The 19,264-nt window shown below is 45.8% G+C and carries 20 protein-coding genes; 15 read left to right on the forward strand and 5 right to left on the reverse strand.

The features are described 5' to 3' along the window. Nucleotides 1-63 precede the first annotated feature (63 nt). A complete protein-coding gene (locus tag QGP82_RS18410) occupies nt 64-486 on the reverse strand; it encodes a CGNR zinc finger domain-containing protein (RefSeq protein ID WP_499060616.1) in 423 nt (140 codons plus the stop codon). Here QGP82_RS18410 and QGP82_RS18415 point away from each other — a divergent pair. Continuing rightward, the gene (locus QGP82_RS18415) at nt 485-1,195 is read left to right on the forward strand and encodes a DUF4336 domain-containing protein (RefSeq protein WP_499060617.1); all 711 of its coding nucleotides are present in this window, start codon (nt 485-487) and stop codon (nt 1,193-1,195) included. The two genes, QGP82_RS18410 and QGP82_RS18415, sit on opposite strands and share 2 nt — an antisense overlap. 337 nt (nt 1,196-1,532) lie before the next feature. Here the strand turns inward: QGP82_RS18415 and msrB are convergent, their stop codons facing one another. Further along, complete coding sequence (gene msrB, locus QGP82_RS18420) at nt 1,533-2,105, reverse strand: peptide-methionine (R)-S-oxide reductase MsrB (RefSeq protein ID WP_163702854.1); 573 nt, start codon at nt 2,103-2,105, stop codon at nt 1,533-1,535. Between the two features lie 333 nt (nt 2,106-2,438). Beyond that, nucleotides 2,439-3,335, reverse strand: coding sequence for a hypothetical protein (locus QGP82_RS18425; RefSeq protein ID WP_499060618.1), 897 nt, complete (start codon nt 3,333-3,335; stop codon nt 2,439-2,441). Between the two features lie 245 nt (nt 3,336-3,580). Between QGP82_RS18425 and QGP82_RS18430 the strand changes: the two genes are divergently transcribed. Further along, nucleotides 3,581-4,582: a DMT family transporter gene (locus QGP82_RS18430; protein ID WP_499060619.1), complete on the forward strand. Its 1,002-nt coding sequence runs from the start codon at nt 3,581-3,583 to the stop codon at nt 4,580-4,582. A gap of 9 nt (nt 4,583-4,591) precedes the next feature. Here QGP82_RS18430 and QGP82_RS18435 read toward each other — a convergent pair whose 3' ends face one another. Then, the gene (locus tag QGP82_RS18435) at nt 4,592-5,005 is read right to left on the reverse strand and encodes a YHS domain-containing (seleno)protein (RefSeq protein WP_163671051.1); all 414 of its coding nucleotides are present in this window, start codon (nt 5,003-5,005) and stop codon (nt 4,592-4,594) included. Between the two features lie 118 nt (nt 5,006-5,123). On the opposite strand from QGP82_RS18435, the gene QGP82_RS18440 reads away from it, so the two are divergent. The 9 genes from QGP82_RS18440 (at nt 5,124) to QGP82_RS18480 (ending at nt 14,589) form a co-directional block, all read left to right on the forward strand. Continuing rightward, nucleotides 5,124-6,026, forward strand: coding sequence for a LysR family transcriptional regulator (locus QGP82_RS18440; RefSeq protein WP_499060620.1), 903 nt, complete (start codon nt 5,124-5,126; stop codon nt 6,024-6,026). Nucleotides 6,027-6,290: 264 nt separating this feature from the next. Continuing rightward, nucleotides 6,291-7,328, forward strand: a complete 1,038-nt coding sequence (locus QGP82_RS18445; RefSeq protein WP_499060621.1) for an ATP-grasp domain-containing protein — start codon at nt 6,291-6,293, stop codon at nt 7,326-7,328. After that, entirely contained in the window at nt 7,328-7,855 is a 528-nt protein-coding gene (locus tag QGP82_RS18450) for a GNAT family N-acetyltransferase (RefSeq protein WP_499060622.1), read from the forward strand. The genes QGP82_RS18445 and QGP82_RS18450 overlap by 1 nt, the downstream gene beginning before the upstream one ends. 178 nt (nt 7,856-8,033) lie before the next feature. Further along, nucleotides 8,034-8,792, forward strand: a complete 759-nt coding sequence (locus QGP82_RS18455; RefSeq protein ID WP_499060623.1) for a cysteine dioxygenase — start codon at nt 8,034-8,036, stop codon at nt 8,790-8,792. A 130-nt stretch (nt 8,793-8,922) separates the two neighbouring features. Further along, nucleotides 8,923-9,462, forward strand: coding sequence for a mechanosensitive ion channel protein (locus QGP82_RS18460; protein ID WP_163671046.1), 540 nt, complete (start codon nt 8,923-8,925; stop codon nt 9,460-9,462). A gap of 426 nt (nt 9,463-9,888) precedes the next feature. Continuing rightward, on the forward strand, nt 9,889-11,781 hold the full coding sequence (locus tag QGP82_RS18465) for a lipoxygenase family protein (RefSeq protein ID WP_499060624.1): 1,893 nt from the start codon (nt 9,889-9,891) through the stop codon (nt 11,779-11,781). 96 nt (nt 11,782-11,877) lie between these two features. Then, the gene (locus QGP82_RS18470; RefSeq protein WP_499060625.1) at nt 11,878-13,236 is read left to right on the forward strand and encodes a cytochrome P450; all 1,359 of its coding nucleotides are present in this window, start codon (nt 11,878-11,880) and stop codon (nt 13,234-13,236) included. 167 nt (nt 13,237-13,403) lie between these two features. Beyond that, complete coding sequence (locus QGP82_RS18475) at nt 13,404-13,976, forward strand: hypothetical protein (protein ID WP_499060626.1); 573 nt, start codon at nt 13,404-13,406, stop codon at nt 13,974-13,976. Between the two features lie 34 nt (nt 13,977-14,010). Beyond that, on the forward strand, nt 14,011-14,589 hold the full coding sequence (locus tag QGP82_RS18480; RefSeq protein ID WP_499060627.1) for a hypothetical protein: 579 nt from the start codon (nt 14,011-14,013) through the stop codon (nt 14,587-14,589). 18 nt (nt 14,590-14,607) lie between these two features. Here the strand turns inward: QGP82_RS18480 and QGP82_RS18485 are convergent, their stop codons facing one another. Continuing rightward, nucleotides 14,608-16,698 carry a DNA phosphorothioation-associated putative methyltransferase gene (locus QGP82_RS18485; RefSeq protein WP_499060628.1) on the reverse strand — a complete coding sequence of 697 codons (2,091 nt, stop codon included), beginning with the start codon at nt 16,696-16,698 and terminating at the stop codon, nt 14,608-14,610. Nucleotides 16,699-16,992: 294 nt separating this feature from the next. On the opposite strand from QGP82_RS18485, the gene QGP82_RS18490 reads away from it, so the two are divergent. The 4 genes from QGP82_RS18490 to QGP82_RS18505 are packed head-to-tail and all read left to right on the forward strand — an operon-like array spanning nt 16,993 to nt 19,253. After that, nucleotides 16,993-18,189: a phosphoadenosine phosphosulfate reductase domain-containing protein gene (locus QGP82_RS18490; protein WP_499060629.1), complete on the forward strand. Its 1,197-nt coding sequence runs from the start codon at nt 16,993-16,995 to the stop codon at nt 18,187-18,189. Between the two features lie 21 nt (nt 18,190-18,210). Continuing rightward, nucleotides 18,211-18,468 (forward strand): HTH domain-containing protein, encoded by a 258-nt coding sequence (locus QGP82_RS18495; protein WP_499060630.1) that lies wholly within the window; start codon nt 18,211-18,213, stop codon nt 18,466-18,468. Between the two features lie 10 nt (nt 18,469-18,478). Next, on the forward strand, nt 18,479-18,904 hold the full coding sequence (locus QGP82_RS18500; protein ID WP_023071818.1) for a nucleotidyltransferase substrate binding protein: 426 nt from the start codon (nt 18,479-18,481) through the stop codon (nt 18,902-18,904). After that, complete coding sequence (locus QGP82_RS18505; protein WP_163671042.1) at nt 18,894-19,253, forward strand: nucleotidyltransferase domain-containing protein; 360 nt, start codon at nt 18,894-18,896, stop codon at nt 19,251-19,253. Before QGP82_RS18500 ends, QGP82_RS18505 begins: the two co-directional genes overlap by 11 nt. Nucleotides 19,254-19,264: the final 11 nt, after the last annotated feature.

The raw sequence follows: 19,264 nt of genomic DNA on the forward strand, positions 1-19,264 counted from the left end.
CAGGGTGCAAGATCTAACCAAACATCAGCACGCAGGATAAATTGCTGTCAGCCACCTAATCAACTATCGAGGCCGTTCGTAATATCGCCTAGCCTTGCTTCGAGCTCCACAAGTTCGCATCGAACACCAGCGCTTAGTCCGACTCTTGGTCGTATCGTAATAAGCCCAACCACATGTAGGCAGCGCACAGCATTTGAACCGCGCCCAAGTGCCGTCAATCATACTGTTGTAGATGATTGCAACTAGCTGACCAATCACACGCTCGCTCGCTGAGTCAGTTTCGGGAACAAGAACTGGGCCATCTTCCTCGAACTTCATTCCGAAAGAAATTTGAAATACGCCACCAGTAAGGAGTTCGGGAGAGACTTGCTTTAACACGCAGCGCCGTACCAAGTCTCGGAGTGCAAGAATTCGAATATGAAGCCGTGAATGTGTCAAGTGAGTTTCGGCATCGCTATGAAAAACCGACTGAGGGATCGCCATCATGGCCTATTCAATAGATGAGTATGTTCCGGGCACGATTTACATTGTGGAGTATGGCATCCGTTTCGGCGGAATAGATCTCTTCAGCCGTATGACCATAGTGAGGCTAAACGATGGCAAACTGTGGCTACATAGCCCGTGCAAATTGGATGCACTCCTCAAATCAGAAATTGATCAACTCGGCGAAGTCGCTTACATTATTGCCCCCGGCAACTTTCACCACCTCCATGTCTCCGACCTCCAAGCCGATTACCCCAACGCTGAAACCTTTCTCTGCCCAGGTCTGGAAAAGAAACGCGCTGATCTCAGTTTTGACTGGATCTTGGGAAACCGACCCGATCCGCGTTGGGCGTTAGATTTCGAGCAGGTCGTTATCCAAGGCACACGTATTATGAACGAAGTCGCCTTTCTCCACAAACCAACCCGAACACTCATTCTTGTGGATCTATTGGAGAACATTGGCGATAATTATACGCATGAAGCAGGTCTTCTATTGAAATTCTGGTGGAAAGCCGTATTCCACATGTGGAACACCCCTAAACCCGCGCCTGAATATCAGCTGGGATGGGGTAACAAAGAGATCGTGAGAAAAGGGCTAGAAAAAATTCTCTCGTGGGAATTTGAACGTATCATTATTGCACACGGGAACTTGATCGAAATGGATGCAAAGGCGGTAGCAGCAAAGGCATGGCAGAATGTGTTGAAAGCCTAGCGCAGGGGATTGTCTGTGGGCAGGGTAAGCTTAATCCAACAACGCTTTCTTGCCTACTTGTCCAGATCACAGCCATTCTTCCCGAAGAGACTTACCTCGAAGGCAAGTTCGGCAGCAAGTATCTCGACTACAATGCTAGTCAAACATCCAGGCTTCTTGCGGGGTAACCCAACGAATCCTCAAATCATCAAACTATTTTGGTTGTTGTCCTTGGCAGGCGGAGTAGCCGCATCAGTGATGGTCCTATCTTCTAGATGACTACCCCAGCTGCCTTAGCGGGCGTTGGTTACAAGCAAATGAATTTAAGAGGGTTTCGTTACTTAGACTCCATGGACAGCTAGATATCATCAGCCTCAAAGCTGGCAACGTACTGACCATATCCCTCCGTTTCTAGATCAACCAATGGAATAAAGCGTAACGCCGCCGAATTAATACAGTAACGCCGCCCCGTTGGTGCTGGCCCATCCTCAAAAACATGCCCCAGATGGGAATCAGCCTGGCGACTGCGCACCTCAGTCCGGACCATGAAAAATGACCGATCTTTTCGCTCAACAACATTGACAGATTCAAGCGGTTGAAAAAATGAGGGCCAGCCTGTCCCCGATGCAAACTTATCTAGAGACGAGAAAAGCGGTTCTCCAGATACCACATCAACGTAGATACCTGGCTTTTTGTTGTTCCAGTAATCGTTTCTAAAGGGCGGTTCGGTGTCATCTTGCTGGGTAACGGCATACTGTTGCTCTGTCAGCATGGCCTTCAACGCATCGACATCCGGTTTCTGAAACCCAGCCTTGGCCTCGGTTATAACAGGCTCTATTGTTAGAGCAGCCACCTCAGCATGGATTGGAGCAAAGAGAGTTAATACCACTAGCAGCACACAGCTCAGAATAATCCTGTAAAGTCGTTTCATCAGCCCCTTAATCACAGCGTCAATAGCAAAAAGTCAATGGTTCTTAAAACCGACGACACATCGTAATACGATTCTCACAACCGGAGAATATGGTGTCGTCCAACCAAGTTCTTATCTAGCATAACAATCAACGCAGTTTCTGACAGCAGTTGTCGTTTCTCAAATCAACTGGAACTAGCGTGACATAGAATTTTTACATGAATGTCTGCACCCAATCACGTACTGATCGAATTATTCGAAAGTACATCTATTCTACAAGGTCAACCAGTATGGCCTATCAATACTGACTAGGCAACTATCCCATTAGTTCGTGCGGTAGTGCAGCAGTCCTCTTTACTGGTTAGACCGCTCAATAAACCCTTGTCGCAACTGCCGCGCTGATTTTCCCAGCCTAAAGCTGGCAAACCCTAACGGTATCGGTAACAGCAAAAACATCACTCGCGCCTGCTGCCCTTCCCGACGAATCTCCTCTCCAGTCCCCATCAGCACCTGTAACCGATTACCTAGGGGATCAATCAGTCGATTACCGTCAACCGTTGTCTCCAAACTTGCAACGACTACTACCGACTGTCCATAGGGCAATGTCTCTCGTTCAAAATCCTTAAACACACTATCCACCTCCCCCCACTGTTCTAAAGGTAATGGATAAACCTCATCACCATATTCAATCGCAACAGGACGGCTAACTCTAGAAGACTCTCCCTCTCGAACCTTACGAGGAGAGAATCCAAAAGAATCATCTTCCATCGGCAACACAGCCAGGTCAAAGGCTAAGGGAATACGATGATCGCCATCGGACAACAAGACAGACGCTGCTGTCTCTTCCCACTCAAACAGCGTTTCTCGCCGCACAAGTGCCTCGGGGTCTGTCGTATCAGAGTCCGTGTCAGCTCTGGCCACCAGATTCACCCGACCGCGAATCACTTTCTGGGCCTCATCATCTGGCATCACCAAAGGGTCATCCGTCACCAGATAGCCCTCTAGTTGGATCAGCTCGATGCGATCGCCCCCATAGGCAACGGCATCCTCAACTGACATTGCCTCAATCTCAGCCAGTTTCCGCGACGTTTGTAGCGTCAGTCCAGATATCCCACCAATGGCCATCAATGCGGCCATGCCCCCCAAAGCAATGGTCGCGAAATTACGCAACTGGTATTGCTCATACTCACGCCGCGTTACGTTACGGGGGATATCCTGAAACCATTGATAGCGAATCCATTTTCGGCTCATGGGTCTAGCTAGCACTCTACACTCACTAAGTGTTGATCATAGACTGAACATTGCTCAGCTTATTGACTCTGTATGAATGGTCTAAAACACCCCTAAACTGAGCAAACTATATCCTTTGCGATCGCTCACAAAATATAAGCTTAACTACTGGCATTATTTCATCTCAGTTCAGCATTAGCTCATCTCTAACCCTATGGAATTTAGTACACTCTTGCCTAAGCTGTCACCGATCCTAACTTCCTGTAATGAGTGAAATTCCGGCTCACCAACCCAACTTTGCCAACCCCAAAATCATGCTGGTGGCCTCCCGTGCCCTGGCTGCATCGCGTCCATCCCTGATTGCCTTTTTAGTAGCCCAGGCAGCTGTCTTGAGCGGCGGCATTGCTGATGCAATATCCTTCTGTAATGTGCTGTTTGTGGGCAACTTTTGTGCCTCACTGGTGGTAGGCTTCTGGTTTGGCTTTGGCAATATTCTCAACGACTTCAAAGCGCTCAAGCCGATGGTCATGGCAGGACTCATCCTGAATGGATGTTTAGCCACACTACTATCTGGATTGATTTTTACCGGATTGCAATACACCACGGTCACGAATGCTGTCTTACTAGGGCGATTGGGACCTGTTTTATTTGCCTTAGTCGGTGCTATGTTACTGGGTAAAAAGATTCGCAACCTCGAATGGTTGGGGTTTTCTCTCATTGTAGTTGGCGTCATCACCATTGCCCTGAAAACTAGCAATTTCCAAGTTAATCAAGGTGATCTATATATTCTGCTTTCGACAGTGGTATTTGCAGCCACCTCCTTGGTCAATCGTTTGATGATTGCCAAAACCGCCACATTACCCGTTGTTGTATTTTCACGCAACTTTATATCGTCAATTCTCTTTTTCTTTATCGCTATACGCCTCTTTGGTCCAGATCACTTTGGAGATGCCTTTAGTGGTCAGCTGTGGATTCTCATGGCAATCTATTCATTGATTGTAATTGTATTTGCCCAGTTTCTTTGGTATGCATCCATTAACAACTTAGATTCTCGCACCATCGGACGTTTAACGGTACTGTCTCCTATTTTTGGTGTCACCTATGCATTCTTATTAAATGGAGAACGTCCCTCCTCCATTCAGGTTGTAACATTAGCAATTGTGATTGTTGGGGTGTTAATCGCCAGCCTCGGAGGACAGAGTAAAAAGCCAAAAACAACGATGGATATGGTAATGGAGGAACCTGAAAACGCTGCATCTGCACCATAATCCATATTTCTAGTACTCTACTGTGGGGTATACTACGGTCAAATCACCATTTTTCCAGTGCTCATCGGCATTGGCTTTACGCATGTCTGCATCAGCCTCCCACTGGGGCTTTGTGTTACCTAGCTTGCCATTATAGAAAAGGTATAGTCGACCATCTTCTACCGAATAGACATGGGGATTAATGGGAAATGTTTTACCTTCGGACACAGCAACTGCACAAAAGCCACCATATTGAGGAACATACTGTTGAGGAGATCCTTCAAAGATTAATTTATTGCCCTCACTGCTGAAGTAATAGATTGCACCTTCATAGGTGACAGCAATGTTGGCATCGCCTTCAACAGGCTGATTAGAAAAATATGCAACTGGATCATATCCTTGTAATGCAACCCCTGCTTCGTTAAGATTTTGCAGATGTGCCATGGTAGCCTCAAATTAATAACAACTTGCGTTTCATTCACTTCAGGAACTATCATCAAGCGGTTTCCAAAACTCAACAAGGCGTTTTTTCTGATTGAACCGATAGACGGTATCTATAGTTATGGATCTCTACCAGATTCGGTATTTCTTAACCATTGCAGACGTTCAGAGCTTTACTAAAGCTTCAGAGCTGTTATATGTATCCCAACCCTCTCTCTCTGCGGGCATCAAAAAACTAGAACAAGAATTAGATGTCATCTTATTTGAACGAGGTGGGCGGCGCACTTTATTAACACCTGCAGGTCAGCGATTTCAGGAAAGTGCTAAATCTATTCTGGCGGCCTATCAAGCTGCACGTCAGGATTTACAACAACTAAAAGAGCAGCCTACATTACGCATTGGCACGCTACATACATTACGCAGCCATCATATTGCCAAACTTATTGGCGCATTTCGGCAGCAATATCCCAATGTAACGGTGGTTGTTTTAAACGGCTATTTGCAAGATATAAAAGATTGGCTAGAGCAGGGAAAAATTGACGTAGCCATCACCTGGTTACAGGAACAAGATAGCGATGAAAATTCTCAATTGTTATTTCATCAACCCCTCACCTTAGCGGTCCCTCGTGATCATGCCTTAGCTAAAGCTACAAGTGCTTGCCTTAGAGATTTAGATGGACAGCCCTATATTGAGCGCATTAATTGTGAATTTTGGCGAGCTTATGACACATTGTTTGCAGACGCGGGTATCCAGCCAAACATTGTCTATTCTTCCAACAATGAAGAATGGGTCATCTCCCTGATTCAGGTAGGCATGGGCATGAGCATCATGCCTGTTTGGGCAGATCTGACCGCCATCACCTATGTATCTATGACTGACTTAAGCTTGAGTCGCACCATCGGGTTACGCTGGCGCAAACTACAAATGGTCGAACCCGTTGCATGGTTCTGTAACTTTGTGATGGAATATGATTTGGACATAGACGTCTCCCTCGATCATCTAACTATTGATCGAACCACTTAGGGAAAACACCATCAGTGCACCATCTGCGAAGGCCAGGATCAAAAGAACGTTAGCAGGATGCATGTTAACAAGAACAATATAAACCTGATCGCTATCTAAGCAAGCCTAAATTAGAGTGAGCTGATTCTCAACTAAAAATTACAATTTTTAAGGCATTGTCCAGCAAAACTGCTGATTTTCGAAATTTTTCAGGGTTTGATCATAGCCCTTAAAGGCTATCTTCATCTTGATACGGTTCTTTAGCTAAAGACCTTTCAAGTATCTATGAAACTTCTGAGTATTTGCGACCCCACACAATATGGCAGTCCTCCGCTGGATGTCCCCACCTTTTACCAAAAGCTTTCTCTCGATCCCAAGTTAGATTTTTACCACATTCCCACACCCCAGGTGTTTACCAGCCAGTTTCCGCAAGTGCAAACAGCCCCATCAGTCGGAGACTTACCCTATAAAGCATTTTTAAAGCTAGGCGAGCACGCTCAACACTGGCTTAGCTTACACGACATTGATGTGGTCTTTTGCCGTACCCTCAAGCCCTTTCCCATAGGGTATTTAGATGCCTTAGTCACCTGGGAAAAGGTGGTGCGTTTTGTCAATCGACCATCGGGCAAAAAAGAACAGATGAAATCTGAGTTTTTACTGAGAATTGCTCGGGACTATATCCCTGAAACCATAGTTACAGCCAACTGGACCACAGCGCTGGCATTTTTTGAGCAGTTTCAAGTCATCGTTGCTAAACAGGCCAACAGCTGTGGCGGGCGGGGTGTTTTCAAAATCTGGTATGGGGATGGGACTTTTCATGTTGACAATATTGTGACCGGGAAACAATCATGGTCGACATTTGCGGCTGTCATGGCGCAGCTACAGACTAATCAAACTGAACCGCTTCAATTCTGTCGATATCTATCGCGCACCAACGCTGGAGATAAACGTGTGGTGGTGGTAGACGGCGAAATTTATGGCAGCTATTTACGCCGTTCTCAAAGTGGTCACTGGGTCAATAATGTCAGCAGCGATGGGGGGTGTACCCTGGCGGATATTACAACTGATGAGGTGGATGCCATCCACCGTACTGTGGGCAAGTATCAGGCACTAGGGTTGCGTACCCTGGGCTATGACTTTTTGTTGGATGATGACGGTACCTGGCATATTAGCGAAATTAATGCCGGTAATATTGGTGGCTTTGCCCGTTTGGAACTATTAACCGGGCAACCGGTGATGGATCGTTTGATTAGCTGGATGCTGGACTATGCCAAACGCACTGATGCGCAGATTGACTCCTCAACAATGGTTGGAGTAGCGTGATGTCTAAAATCATTCAGGCTGACACAGTGGTTTTGAATATTCGTCCAGTACAACCTCAAGATTATGCCGCGATCGCATCTATCTACAATGAAGCCATTGCCCATGGCGGTATCACCATGGATGGTCAACCTCAGACAGTACAGGATATTCAGGCAATCGTCCAAAAAATGCACCCCCGTGAAGCCTTGATTGTGGCTGATGCAGGGTCCAGCGTTATCGGTTGGAGCATTATCAAACGCTATAGCGATCGCATCGGCTACCAATTCTGTTGCGAAACCTCTACTTATCTAAGTTTTTCAGCCACCGGCAAAGGATATGGTAGCGAGTTACAAAAGGCCCTCATGGCGAAGGTTAAAGACTATGGCTATCACCACATTGTGGCTAAAATTTTAGCGGCTAATCAAGGCAGCATTCGTTTTCATCAACGCTACGGATTTGACATCGTTGGTATTCAAAAAGAGATTGGCTTTATGAATGACACCTGGCATGACGTTGTTATCATGCAGTGCATTTTATCCAGCTCTTAGGAGTCACTTAGGTTCCATCAGGAATTTCTATAGTTACTTTTTAGAGTTCTCTCATTCTTGAATAATTTCGACTCGATACCATGCCCTTAGTTGAGGCACTGAGGGCATTCGCCCACGGTCGAATAATAACATTCGTCAGGTTTGCATTCTGTTGTTAGACCTAATTGAGGTTTTTGAAATGATTCAAGCTGCTTTTCCAGCGTCAACGGATATATCCATTGCCACCTACCCCATTAATCTGCAAAAACTGATTTATAGTCTTCAAGAAACACCTGATTTCACCCCTGAAGACATTCAAACCATGGTCGTAAAGGCTGACATTTCAGCCCAAGACTTGATGCCGTGGGCTGATTTTAATCATCCTGTCACCGATAGCTATGGTCGTCAGCTCGTCTTTGACGGTGGGCATTTTGAAATCATGGTGATGTCCTGGATGCCTGGTGATTTTAGTGCTATCCACGATCATGGAGCCACCCAATGGGGCGCGGTGCAATGCTTTGGGGCCGCAGAACATTTCATCTACACCTTTACGCAAGGAGTCTTATACACCTTACAACCGGCTCACTATAGCCCTGGCATGGTTCACCTAGTGGACCATAGTTTAATTCACCACATGGGCAACCCTGGTCGTGAGCCGTTTCTCAGTTTGCATGTTTATGGCTGTCAAGACGCTCAGGGGCCAATTACGGGGAACGCTCGTATTTTTGATTTATTTGAGGGCAGTCTTCAGTATACCGATAGTGGCGTTTTCTATGGCTTGCCAGAAGACCAAATTAATCAGAAACGGTATGGCTTAGAAGCTGATCGAGAAACTACCCTACGGCACCATCGTTTGATGTGCGATCGCATCCAGCGCATTCTTCAAACACGTCACAATCCTGACTTAAGTCAAAGGCTGACTCGCTTACAACAACAGATCCAACAACTCAGTTTATAGTAGTTCGTTAGGATTTAATTCAACACTCACTGCTCCAACCATCTTGTGGCTTCCCACAGCAGTAGAGACATTATCTTTCACTCAAACTGAGGCATTTTCTTTAAACCCCCATGATTATCAGGAGCCATCTATGTTTATACTTCAAGCTGAACAAGTTGATTTTTGCACCCTGAATAGTCGCATTGGCAACCAAATTGTTCAGATACCGGGCCTAGAATATCAGCGCAAGCTCTATATCAAAGGTGAAACCTACGAACAGCAAGATCGGTCAACCGCTATTCAAAAAGCTCGACAAAAGGTTTTAGAACTTAAAGGCCAACCGATGATTCTTGTCGAAGAGTACGATACCATCACCCTCTGGTATCACGATAAGACTGTGGAAAAGGTGAGTCCCCTGCTTACTCTGGATTTACAAGAGTTAGTTGCGGCAATGAGAAACGTTGGCGGCATCCATATTAAAGAACGTCAGTTTCATCTCAAGAGCTATCCGCAATGTTTTGTCGGCAGTGAAGCTGTAGATTGGCTAGTAGCTCATCTAAAGATTTCTCGACCAGATGCCGTCACTGTTGGTCAACGTTTAATCAATGAAAACTGGATCCATCATGTTCTAGATGAACAAGCTTTCCAGGATGGTTACTTCTTCTATCGCTTTCGTTGGGATGAACGGTAACCATGGGTCAGTTAGTACCTCGGACTTTATTGCGACCTTGCAACATTTTGATACAAATCACAGCTGAATGCTTATACTTTGGCTAGATAGGTATTGACTACTGAATAACTTGTCATGTGTGTGTTGCCCTCACATCCTTGACATAAACACTCGTGAAAACAGTATTTTGAGCTCTTAATGAGTTCCTTATCTGATCTCACATCCCACTGTTTTACATACATTAATAATCTTCTGACACCTGAAAACCTTTAATACATAGATTTTCTCAAGAGGATTTGAATATATCAATTTAAGTGCGGAATATGGGCTAAATAAAGTGTATTTAAAGATCTGGAAGCCTGTTCTCAGGAGACCTTTCAGATCTCCATACTTTCATCAATCAATGGGTGTTTGCAGAAAACAACTCATTTTTTGAGGGGGACTATAATGACTGCAAGCTATAAAAATCAAAATCTGCAAGAAAAAAAGCAGCAATATCAGTATAACTATACCCATATCCCACCTGTGGCCATGGTAGACAAACTGTCAGAAGAGGAGGAGTTTGCTCCTAGATGGCGGTTGTTAGTGGCCAAGGTTGGTTTTGAACTACTCGTTAACACCATTATTGCTAATCGTGGAGATCAGGGTAAATCTGGAGCAGCCGATGATGTCAAAATGTTTCTGATAGAAACGGTTAAGGAAACATTGGTAGATTATAAAGGTTTTTCTCGCTTAAAGATTCTCTGGCAAGGGGCAAAATATACCCCTAGACTCTTATTCGGCAGATTATCTATCAATGTAGAAGAGATTGAAGATCTGATCACAGACATTATCAAAAGTGTCAGCGCTGATTTCCTCCGAGATTTTGCAGCTAACGTACAGCAAAAATTAATACTGGACTCTCCTAAAGGTAAAGGGGATGACATCAAAGATTTTCAGGAGCTATTCCAAACCATTGATCTACCTGCTATCGCTTATACCTATGAGGAGGATGAGGTATTTGCATCCATGCGGGTAGCGGGGCCTAACCCGGTCATGCTACAGCGACTGACAGAACCTGAGGCACGGCTGCCGATCACAGAGACTCAATATCAAGCCGTCATGGGAGCAGCGGATTCTCTGACAGAGGCCTATGCCGAGGGACGTGTATACCTGACGGATTACGCCATTCTAGAGGGGGCAATCAATGGCTCATTTCCCGCCGATCAGAAATATCTTTACGCCCCCCTAGCTTTATTTGCTGTACCGAAAGCCGATGTGGGCGATCGTCGTCTGCGTCCGGTGGCCATTCAATGTGGGCAAAACCCTAATGATTTTCCCATCCATACACCCAACTCCAATCCCTATGCATGGCTCTGCGCTAAGACCATTGTGCAGGTTGCCGATGCGAACTTCCATGAGGCAGTTACCCATCTGGCGCGGACTCATTTGTTCATTGGGCCATTTGCGATCGCAACCCACCGCCAGCTACCCGACAATCATCCCCTCAGTCTCCTCCTGCGCCCCCACTTCCAAGGCATGCTGGCCATCAACAACGAAGCCCAGGCCAAGCTGATTGCTGCCGGTGGTGGCGTTAACAAAATTCTCTCAGCAACCATCGATGCGTCCCGAGTATTTGCCGTCCTGGGGGTACAAACCTATGGCTTCAATGCCGCCATGTTCCCCAAGCAGCTCCAACAGCGCGGTGTAGACGACACAAACAGCCTACCCATCTACCCCTACCGTGATGACGGCATCTTAATTTGGGACGCCATCCACCATTGGGTAGAGGACTATCTCAAGCTGTACTATGCCGATGACGCTGCTGTACAGCAAGACGCTAATTTGCAAGCCTGGGCACAGGAACTCATTGCTTATGATGGCGGTCGCGTCATAGAGTTTGGTGAAACTGAGGGACAACTGCAAACGCTGCTGCAAACCCTGACGTATCTCATTGATGCCATTACTCTAATTATTTTTACCGCCAGTGCTCAACACGCTGCTGTGAACTTTCCCCAAAAGGACATCATGAGCTTCACCCCAGCAATGCCGACCGCTGGCTATGATGAGTTACTAAATCTGGGAGAACAGACCACAAAAGAAGATTACCTGAGTTTGTTACCGCCTTTAAACCAAGCCCAAGAACAGCTCAAGCTATTGCACTTGCTTGGCTCCGTGCATTTTACAGAGTTAGGCCAGTACGAAAAGGGACATTTTCAAGACACTCAAGTACAAGCCCCCTTGGAATGTTTCCAGAATCGATTAGAAGAAATCACAGATGTGATCTACCAGCGAAATCGCAATCGTCCCGCCTACGAATATCTATTACCCAAGAATATTCCCCAAAGCATCAATATATAGATACACCCGTTGTATTCTCTCTCTGGCACATGCCCAATTTCTCAGCGCACTGATCGTCGAACATCAGCTAGATACCCCCTACCTAATGCAATTATCATGGACATCAATGCACTAACTCAAAAAATTCTTAAAACCCACAATAACCAAATCAAGCTCTCTAAAAAGCTAGAAAAATTCGGATATAACAGCCCCCGTGGAAAGTTGCTACGTTTAATGGCCTATTACAAAGAGGGGTTCACCATCTTAAAAGCATGGCGAGATTTTCTATACATTCGTAAAAATCACATCGGTGACACATTTTTTGCCGTCGATCATGCCATCATGCATGCTGATCATGCCCAGGTAAAGAAGCTAATGCAGATTGAGCCGCAGGTGCGCAGCAATGACCTGGGCATCATTAGAATTCTTGCTCCTAGCTACATGCTGAATCACCCGCTGAGCTTGGGGACAAATGGCAAAGAACATACTGGGATTCGAGCCATCTTTCAACAAGCTTTACCTGATCCCTTTGAACATGGGGATGACATAGGCCAATATATTGACAGCCTTCTATCAGAAGCATCCAGCCAGGGGACCTTGCATATTGGCAATGATCTCCCCCGGTTTATGGTCAAAATCTTGCACCATCTAGTATTTCAAATATCTCTTTCTCAAGAAGAAGTCACAGCCTCCCGTAGCTATATAAAAGGCTTACCACTAGCATCTCTACCCAACTTTATGAGTCGCTATCTGCTGACCTTTAAGACGGGTCCCATTATTAAACATCGCAAACATCTAATTCAGCGATATCAAACATCTCCCAAATGGGCGACCTATGTAGAAATAGGGCAGCAGTACCAGCTAAATTCAGAGCAAATTGCCAATGGCCTGTTTGATATGATTCACATTGCCGGTACAGCCGGTACAAGTGCTTTATTAGGATCTGTAATTGGTATTTTATGTGTCAATAATTCTCTGCGCGAGGATGTCATTAAAGAGATAAATACCCTATGGCAGGGAACAGAACCAATCCCAGGGGATATGCTGCGCCAGGCCACCCTTCTCCATAAGGTTATTTTAGAAACAGCTCGGCTATATCCCCCCGTACGCTTTGTCAGCCAACTGGCAACAGAGGCAGGGGAGGTCAAAGTCGGCAGTCAGAAATGTCCTTTCCAAAAGGGTACGCGACTGCTTGGCTCCATCTTCACCGCTAATCGGGACGCCAATAGATATAAAAAACCAGATAGCTTTTCAACCCAACGAGATTTTTCTGACCTTTTATCGTGGAACGGTGATGACCATGAACGCGTTTGCCCAGGTAAATCCCTATCCATTGAGCTGATCAAAGTTTTCTGCATCTACCTTTTGAAGCGCTATCAGTGGGAACAGTTTACAGAAGTGCAATGGGATTTTGAAAAAGTGACTGCCGTTACTCCTAATGATTTGGAATTGCAGGGGTTTAAGGCTAAGGCATAAAGAGTCATGTGCCTCGATGTTGAAGATCGCATGGCAATGCATCCCCTACGGAGACATTTGGCCGAGAGATCATAGGCATTTGTAAATTCTCTGTTCTTCAACGGCAGACAATAACAACTTCTATTCACTGAACAGCCATCGCAACATTCGCCATAGGACTAACAATTATGAAAAGTACCGTAGTTACTCAAAAGTTTGAGGATATTGCCACTTGGATGACAGCCACACACCCCACAAATCTCCCAACTGTGTTGAAAGGCATCTTTTATATGGATGGCAACCCCCTACCGGATGACTGCATTACCATGTATAATCTGGAGTGGGATGAGAAAATGAATTGCCTCACGTTACCTGTAACCGGGCCAACTCAATGGACCTTTCATCACACATTTTTAGGATGGCTGTTGTTACGGGCAGCTCAAATTTCTAGATTTCGGTACAAAATTCAATTTCAGGATAATGACTTGAAATTGGCTCAAATTACGCCTATCACCTTTGGTATTCCTGTGCCAAAGGTGATTATTAATGCAACCCTGCGCCAGGATGAAAATGCTCAACATGGCGATGTGTGGCAACGCAAAAATCTCTGGTTTGGCGGTTTACCCAGAGCTGGCGAATATGTTCTACGACGGGTCGTTGATGAAAACGGCCAATACACACCTGCTTTTCAAGAGATGCTTAGCAAAGTTGATACTGAATGTTTAGTGCTCGTCCAAGACTCGAAAGCTCACGATGTGTAGAGCTAAGATATGGCTAGTCTAGCAGTGTATTGCAATGAAAGCTCAAAGATCGATTCGTTTGGGGCGCTATCTGAATCTAGAAGAATTTTGCACATGCACACAGACCTATCGACGATGGTCAGATTCAATTGAACCATTTCCTAAAAATCTGGAAGAAACTATTCCAGCTGTACAGGCGCTATGTAATTACATTATTGACCCTGTCATAGACCAGTATGGACAGACACAATTTAAGCTGACCTATGGATTTTGTTCGTCAGATTTAAAGCGATTTTTGGCCCAAAAAGATCCGTTGACAGGCCTAAAGAATGGCAAATCTACCCCCAGTGTGGATCAACACATGGCCTGTGAGAAAAATCGTCATGGTCGTTATTATTGCGATCGCTTAGGGGCTGCCTGTGATTTTAGAATTGTGGACCTAGACAGTAATGCCCTGGTGGAGTGGATCTTAGGCCAGGCCTTACCCTTTGACTCGCTTTACTACTACGGACCAAATCGTCCCATCCACATTAGCTATGGGCCACAGCATAAGCGACAGATTTGGGCATTTACCGAACAAGGGACACCGACTAAGCAGGGTGCACAGCATTGGCAGAGGCAGGTGAAGGGATGAAGAGTGACTCTTTCCTTTCTACTCTTTACTCTTCACTTTCTGCCGAGCACGAACCTGAGACTTGCGTAACTTAAGGGTATAGGGATCAGCATCTTTACGCCATACTAATCGGTATCCTTGCAACTGAGCGCACTGTTCATCAAGACGTTGATTCCACTCATTGAAAGTGATGTAGCTAGAGCCGTCTAATAATCCCCAATCCTGTTCTTGGCGGCTGAGTTTAGCAAATTTGTCGTAGTTAGAATAGTCAGCTGATAAAAGCTGTTCTTTTTGGAGGAGAATAGGCGGATTGTCCTGTGGATCAAAGTCTCGGTAACGCACTTGTAAATCTTGTAAGCCAACTTTCATGCTGGTGTGCAAAATGGGATGTGGTACATTATCAAAATCTGGGAAAAACAGATAGGTAATTTGTGGTTTGGTGTAATTAAGTTTGACGACTGTGACTTCTGTCGGACGGCCTAGAGTTCTTGATACGCAACCTTCATATAGTCTCAGCAGTGGATCAAGCTTCTCTAAAGCTGATAGATGTACCCAGAGGGAATTGGCCATCTGTTTACCAATTGTGCTTTGTTGGCAGTGGTTGGCTAGTAAATCCAGGTTACCTAGACTCAGCAACATCAGATCTGCTGCTGTGCAGGCCTGGCGATAGCTGCCGAAGAGTGATTTGATATCGTTTTTTACAAGTGGGCTTAAATCGCGTAGTTTGGGACGTTTATCAAAGTGACTGAGGGCCAGATATACCAAGAGATCTTGGCGACGTTTGGATGCGATCTCATCCCACTCCCCCGTATCCGTCACCTTAACTACCAAATTAAACGCCCGCTTCACCGAACCAAACTCACGGGTCAATGGTTCTAGCTGTTCGGGTGACAGTTCATCAGCAGTTGGCACTCGGCCTCGCTCAGTCACAAAATCCATCAGCGGTTGGAGCAGTGCCTTATATTCCTCAAAGCGTTTAACACTGAGACGAACCCTAGGCGTTGTTGCCCGAGAACGAAATCGCGATGCGCGAAACGCTTCGGCCTGGGCTGGATCACGAAAGATTAAGTAGATACCTAAAGCAGCAGGAATCGCATCCACGCCCAAAACCTGATCAATGTAGGCTTTTAACTCCTCTTGCTCGTAATACTTTTGAAATGTATTACGGTGGGTAATAATCCCGTCTTCGTAAGCCACCAGACCTCGGCGGCTGTCGGCTACTAGCACCTGAGCAGCTACGATCATGACCTGCTGGGTAAGCTGCCAAGCTTGAAGCAAAGCATCTCGCCGCTCTGTCAGGTCTTCGATCACATTGATGACATAGCCCAGATTAACGATATCAGCTGTTTGTTGCGGAGTATCCGGCTGATAAAACGGATCCCAGCCCATGGACTGAAATCCTTTCTGACCGATGCGACTGACATCCCCCCCATGGCCACAGCCGTAGTCAAAAAAACTTGTCTGTGAGGTAAATAAACCGGCTTCCAGGGCTAAGCGAACCGGCTTAGAAAGTGCCTTACGGACGATAGCAGCTTTATGGCGCTCAATTTTTGGTTTTGAGATCGCTTGTTTAGGCGTAAGCGGGCACGCTAAGGCATGGTCATGAATGATCAGTTTGTGCTGCTGTAGCCGAGTCTGCCATCCCTGCTGTGTGCCAATTACCCGCGAGTTATCCAACAGACCAAATGCTTCCTGTTGTCGTGTCAGTTCGACAAAGTCTTGATAGCGTGGATAATCAGGAGCAACAAAGGTTTCTTTGCGATGTAAGACGGGTGGATTAAGCGTTTGGCTATAGTCACGATAGAGCAACTGCCCAGTGGCGAGACTAACTTGAACACTGGCATGGAGGGCAGGATGGGCTACCTGATCAAAGTCAGGGTAGTAAAGGTAAGACAGCTTAGGCTGCTCGAAATGAAATTTAACTAGGGTCAGGGGAATATCGTCTCGCAGATAGGGGCGAGCCTTAGCCTCGTATTGCTGTAATGCTTTATCCAGATGACGTAAGGTGGAAATGTGTACATAAAAGGCCCCTGGCAAGCATTTTCCTAAAGTACTGTGCTGGCATTGCTGCACCAGATTAGGTGGCGCAGAAACCAATCGCTCAGACGTCATCGCTGGGAAAGATGCCATGGTCCTACAAAACTCAATACATATGTTCTAAAACTGAGATATATTGATGGTCTGTCCAGACTAAAATTTTTGGGTAAAGGTGTGAAGGGTAAAGAGTAAAAAGTCATCCTTCATTGCTTCACTCTTAACCCTTTATCCCTTCACTCTCTACTCATCATCAATGCCCAAACCCAAATTTCTAACTTTGAACCTGTCCAAACCATCCCTGTTTTCACCCATTCTTGTGAACTAATTCTTTAATGCACTCTAGATATAGCGTTTAATAGATAAACTAGCGCTAGTCCTAGGAGCCTGATGCGAAATCTCAGTCTATTTGAAACTGAACGACTGTCATTGGAGCGCAGCATTGAGCTGACCATCGACTCCCTGACCGCCTATGGAGCTTTATACAAGCATTGGGCCATTGCGTTTAGCGGTGGTAAGGATTCTTCAGCAACTGTAACGCTAGTTGCTCATTTGTTAGAAACAGGTAGAATTCCACAGCCCGAGAGCGTCACGATTTTGTACGCTGATACCCGCCAAGAGCTGCCACCCCTGCATAATGCAGCGATAAACCTCCTGGATAAGCTGCGTCAGCAGGGATTTGATACTCGTGTAGTGCTGCCTGAGCTGGACCATCGCTACTTTGTTTACATGCTCGGGCGTGGTGTGCCTCCACCGAGTAATACGTTCCGTTGGTGTACGCCTAAGCTCAAGGTGATGAGCATGGAGCGGGAACTGGAGGCGCTGCGGCAGGAAAGGGGCGAAAAGTTTTTGATGCTGACGGGTGTGCGCATTGGGGAGAGCGCGGCGCGAGACCAGCGGATTGCCATGAGCTGCACGAAGGATGGCGGTGAGTGCGGTCAGGGGTGGTTTCAGCATTCATCGGCCAATGCGGTGGCAGATACACTGGCTCCTTTGCTGCACTGGCGTGTGTGTCATATTTGGGACTGGCTGGTGCAGGCGGATGTGGATCTGGGTTATCCGACGTTTGCGATCGCGGAAGTATACGGCCACGATCCTCAAGATGAGCTAGGTGAGATGGAGCCGATGAATGCTCGAACGGGATGTATTGGATGCCCGCTGGTACAGAAGGACTCTGCTTTAGACCGTGTGGTAGCAAATCCTAAGTGGGCATATTTGGCTCCGTTACAGCAGCTAAGACCCTTGTACTGGCGGATCAAGCAGCCTCAGTATCGGCTAAGAAAGCATGGTGAGTTGAGAAAAGATGGCACCCTGGCGAAAAAACAAGGGCGTTTGGGACCATTGCATTTGGATGCTCGGCAGGAAATATTGGCAGAAATTCTAGCAATCCAGGATGAGGTGAATCAGAGGGCTCGGGCAATTGGCCAGCCTGAAGTCATGCTGATTAATGATGAGGAACTAGCGCGGATTCACGAGCTAATTGATGCTGAAACCTGGCCTAAAAAGTGGGATGGCACTGAGCATCGTGGAGATATGTGGTTGCCAGAAATACTGCCAGATGGCAGTATTCAGCCATTATTATTCTGATAATTGTTCAACTCTATAGCTATGGAAAAAAAGAAAACTATTGCCCAGATTGCAGTTGATATTCTCAAAGAGGCTAATTCGCCGATGACTGCAGCTGAAATTACTCAAATTATTCAAGAGCAAAATCTCTATACATTTAATGCCAAAAGCCCCAGGCAAATTGTACGCTCGGCAATTGAGCGACGGTGTGATGGTGAAGGGAAAAAGCGGACGGTATCACCTGCATGGTTTACTAAACTTCCTGATAAGCGATATGAGCTAAAACAGGCGGTAAGTTAGGCTCATTTCTATGACGGATCCAGATATTCGATGGAAGCAGCGATTTGCAAACTATGAACGAGCCCTGGCTCAGCTTACGAAGTTTATTGATAAGGGTGAATTGAATGAACTGGAAGAACAAGGACTAATACAGGCATTTGAATATACCCATGAACTAGCCTGGAATGTCTTGAAAGATTATCTGCAGTATCAAGGAAATCAAAACATCTATGGTTCTCGCGATGCCACCCGCCTTGCCTTTAATGTGGGTCTAATTGAAGATGGTGGTAGCTGGATGGATATGATTAAAGAGCGAAATCGTACTAGCCATACTTACAATCAGACAACGGCTCAAGCGATCGCAGCCAATATAAAAGGTCGATTCTTTGATTTGTTTGTAAAACTGCAAGTCAAGATGCAGGCTCTACAGACTGAGGAACTACAGAATGGAGAGTAAAAACCTAAAATTTGGCCTTGAATCGAAGACTATTGAGGATATTTCAAGTATTTTTCAGCAATATACTGAAATTGAACGGGTTATTTTGTACGGTTCACGAGCTAAAGGTACCTATCGAGCCGGTTCAGATATTGATTTAACTCTCGTAGGTAAGCAAATTTCTCACGAGCAATTGTTATCCATTGAACATCAGTTAGATGATTTATTGTTGCCGTATCTGTTTGACCTGTCGATTTTTAGCCATATTGAAGATCCAGATGTGATTGATCACATTAATCGAGTCGGGCTTATTTTCTATGAAAAAAAGTCATCGACTGATGAGCAGAAGAAGGTTTCTGAAAGACTATAGCGTTTCATTCA

The organism is Leptothoe sp. LEGE 181152 (assembly GCF_032906605.1).
GTDB lineage: Bacteria > Cyanobacteriota > Cyanobacteriia > Phormidesmidales > Phormidesmidaceae > Leptothoe > Leptothoe turfae.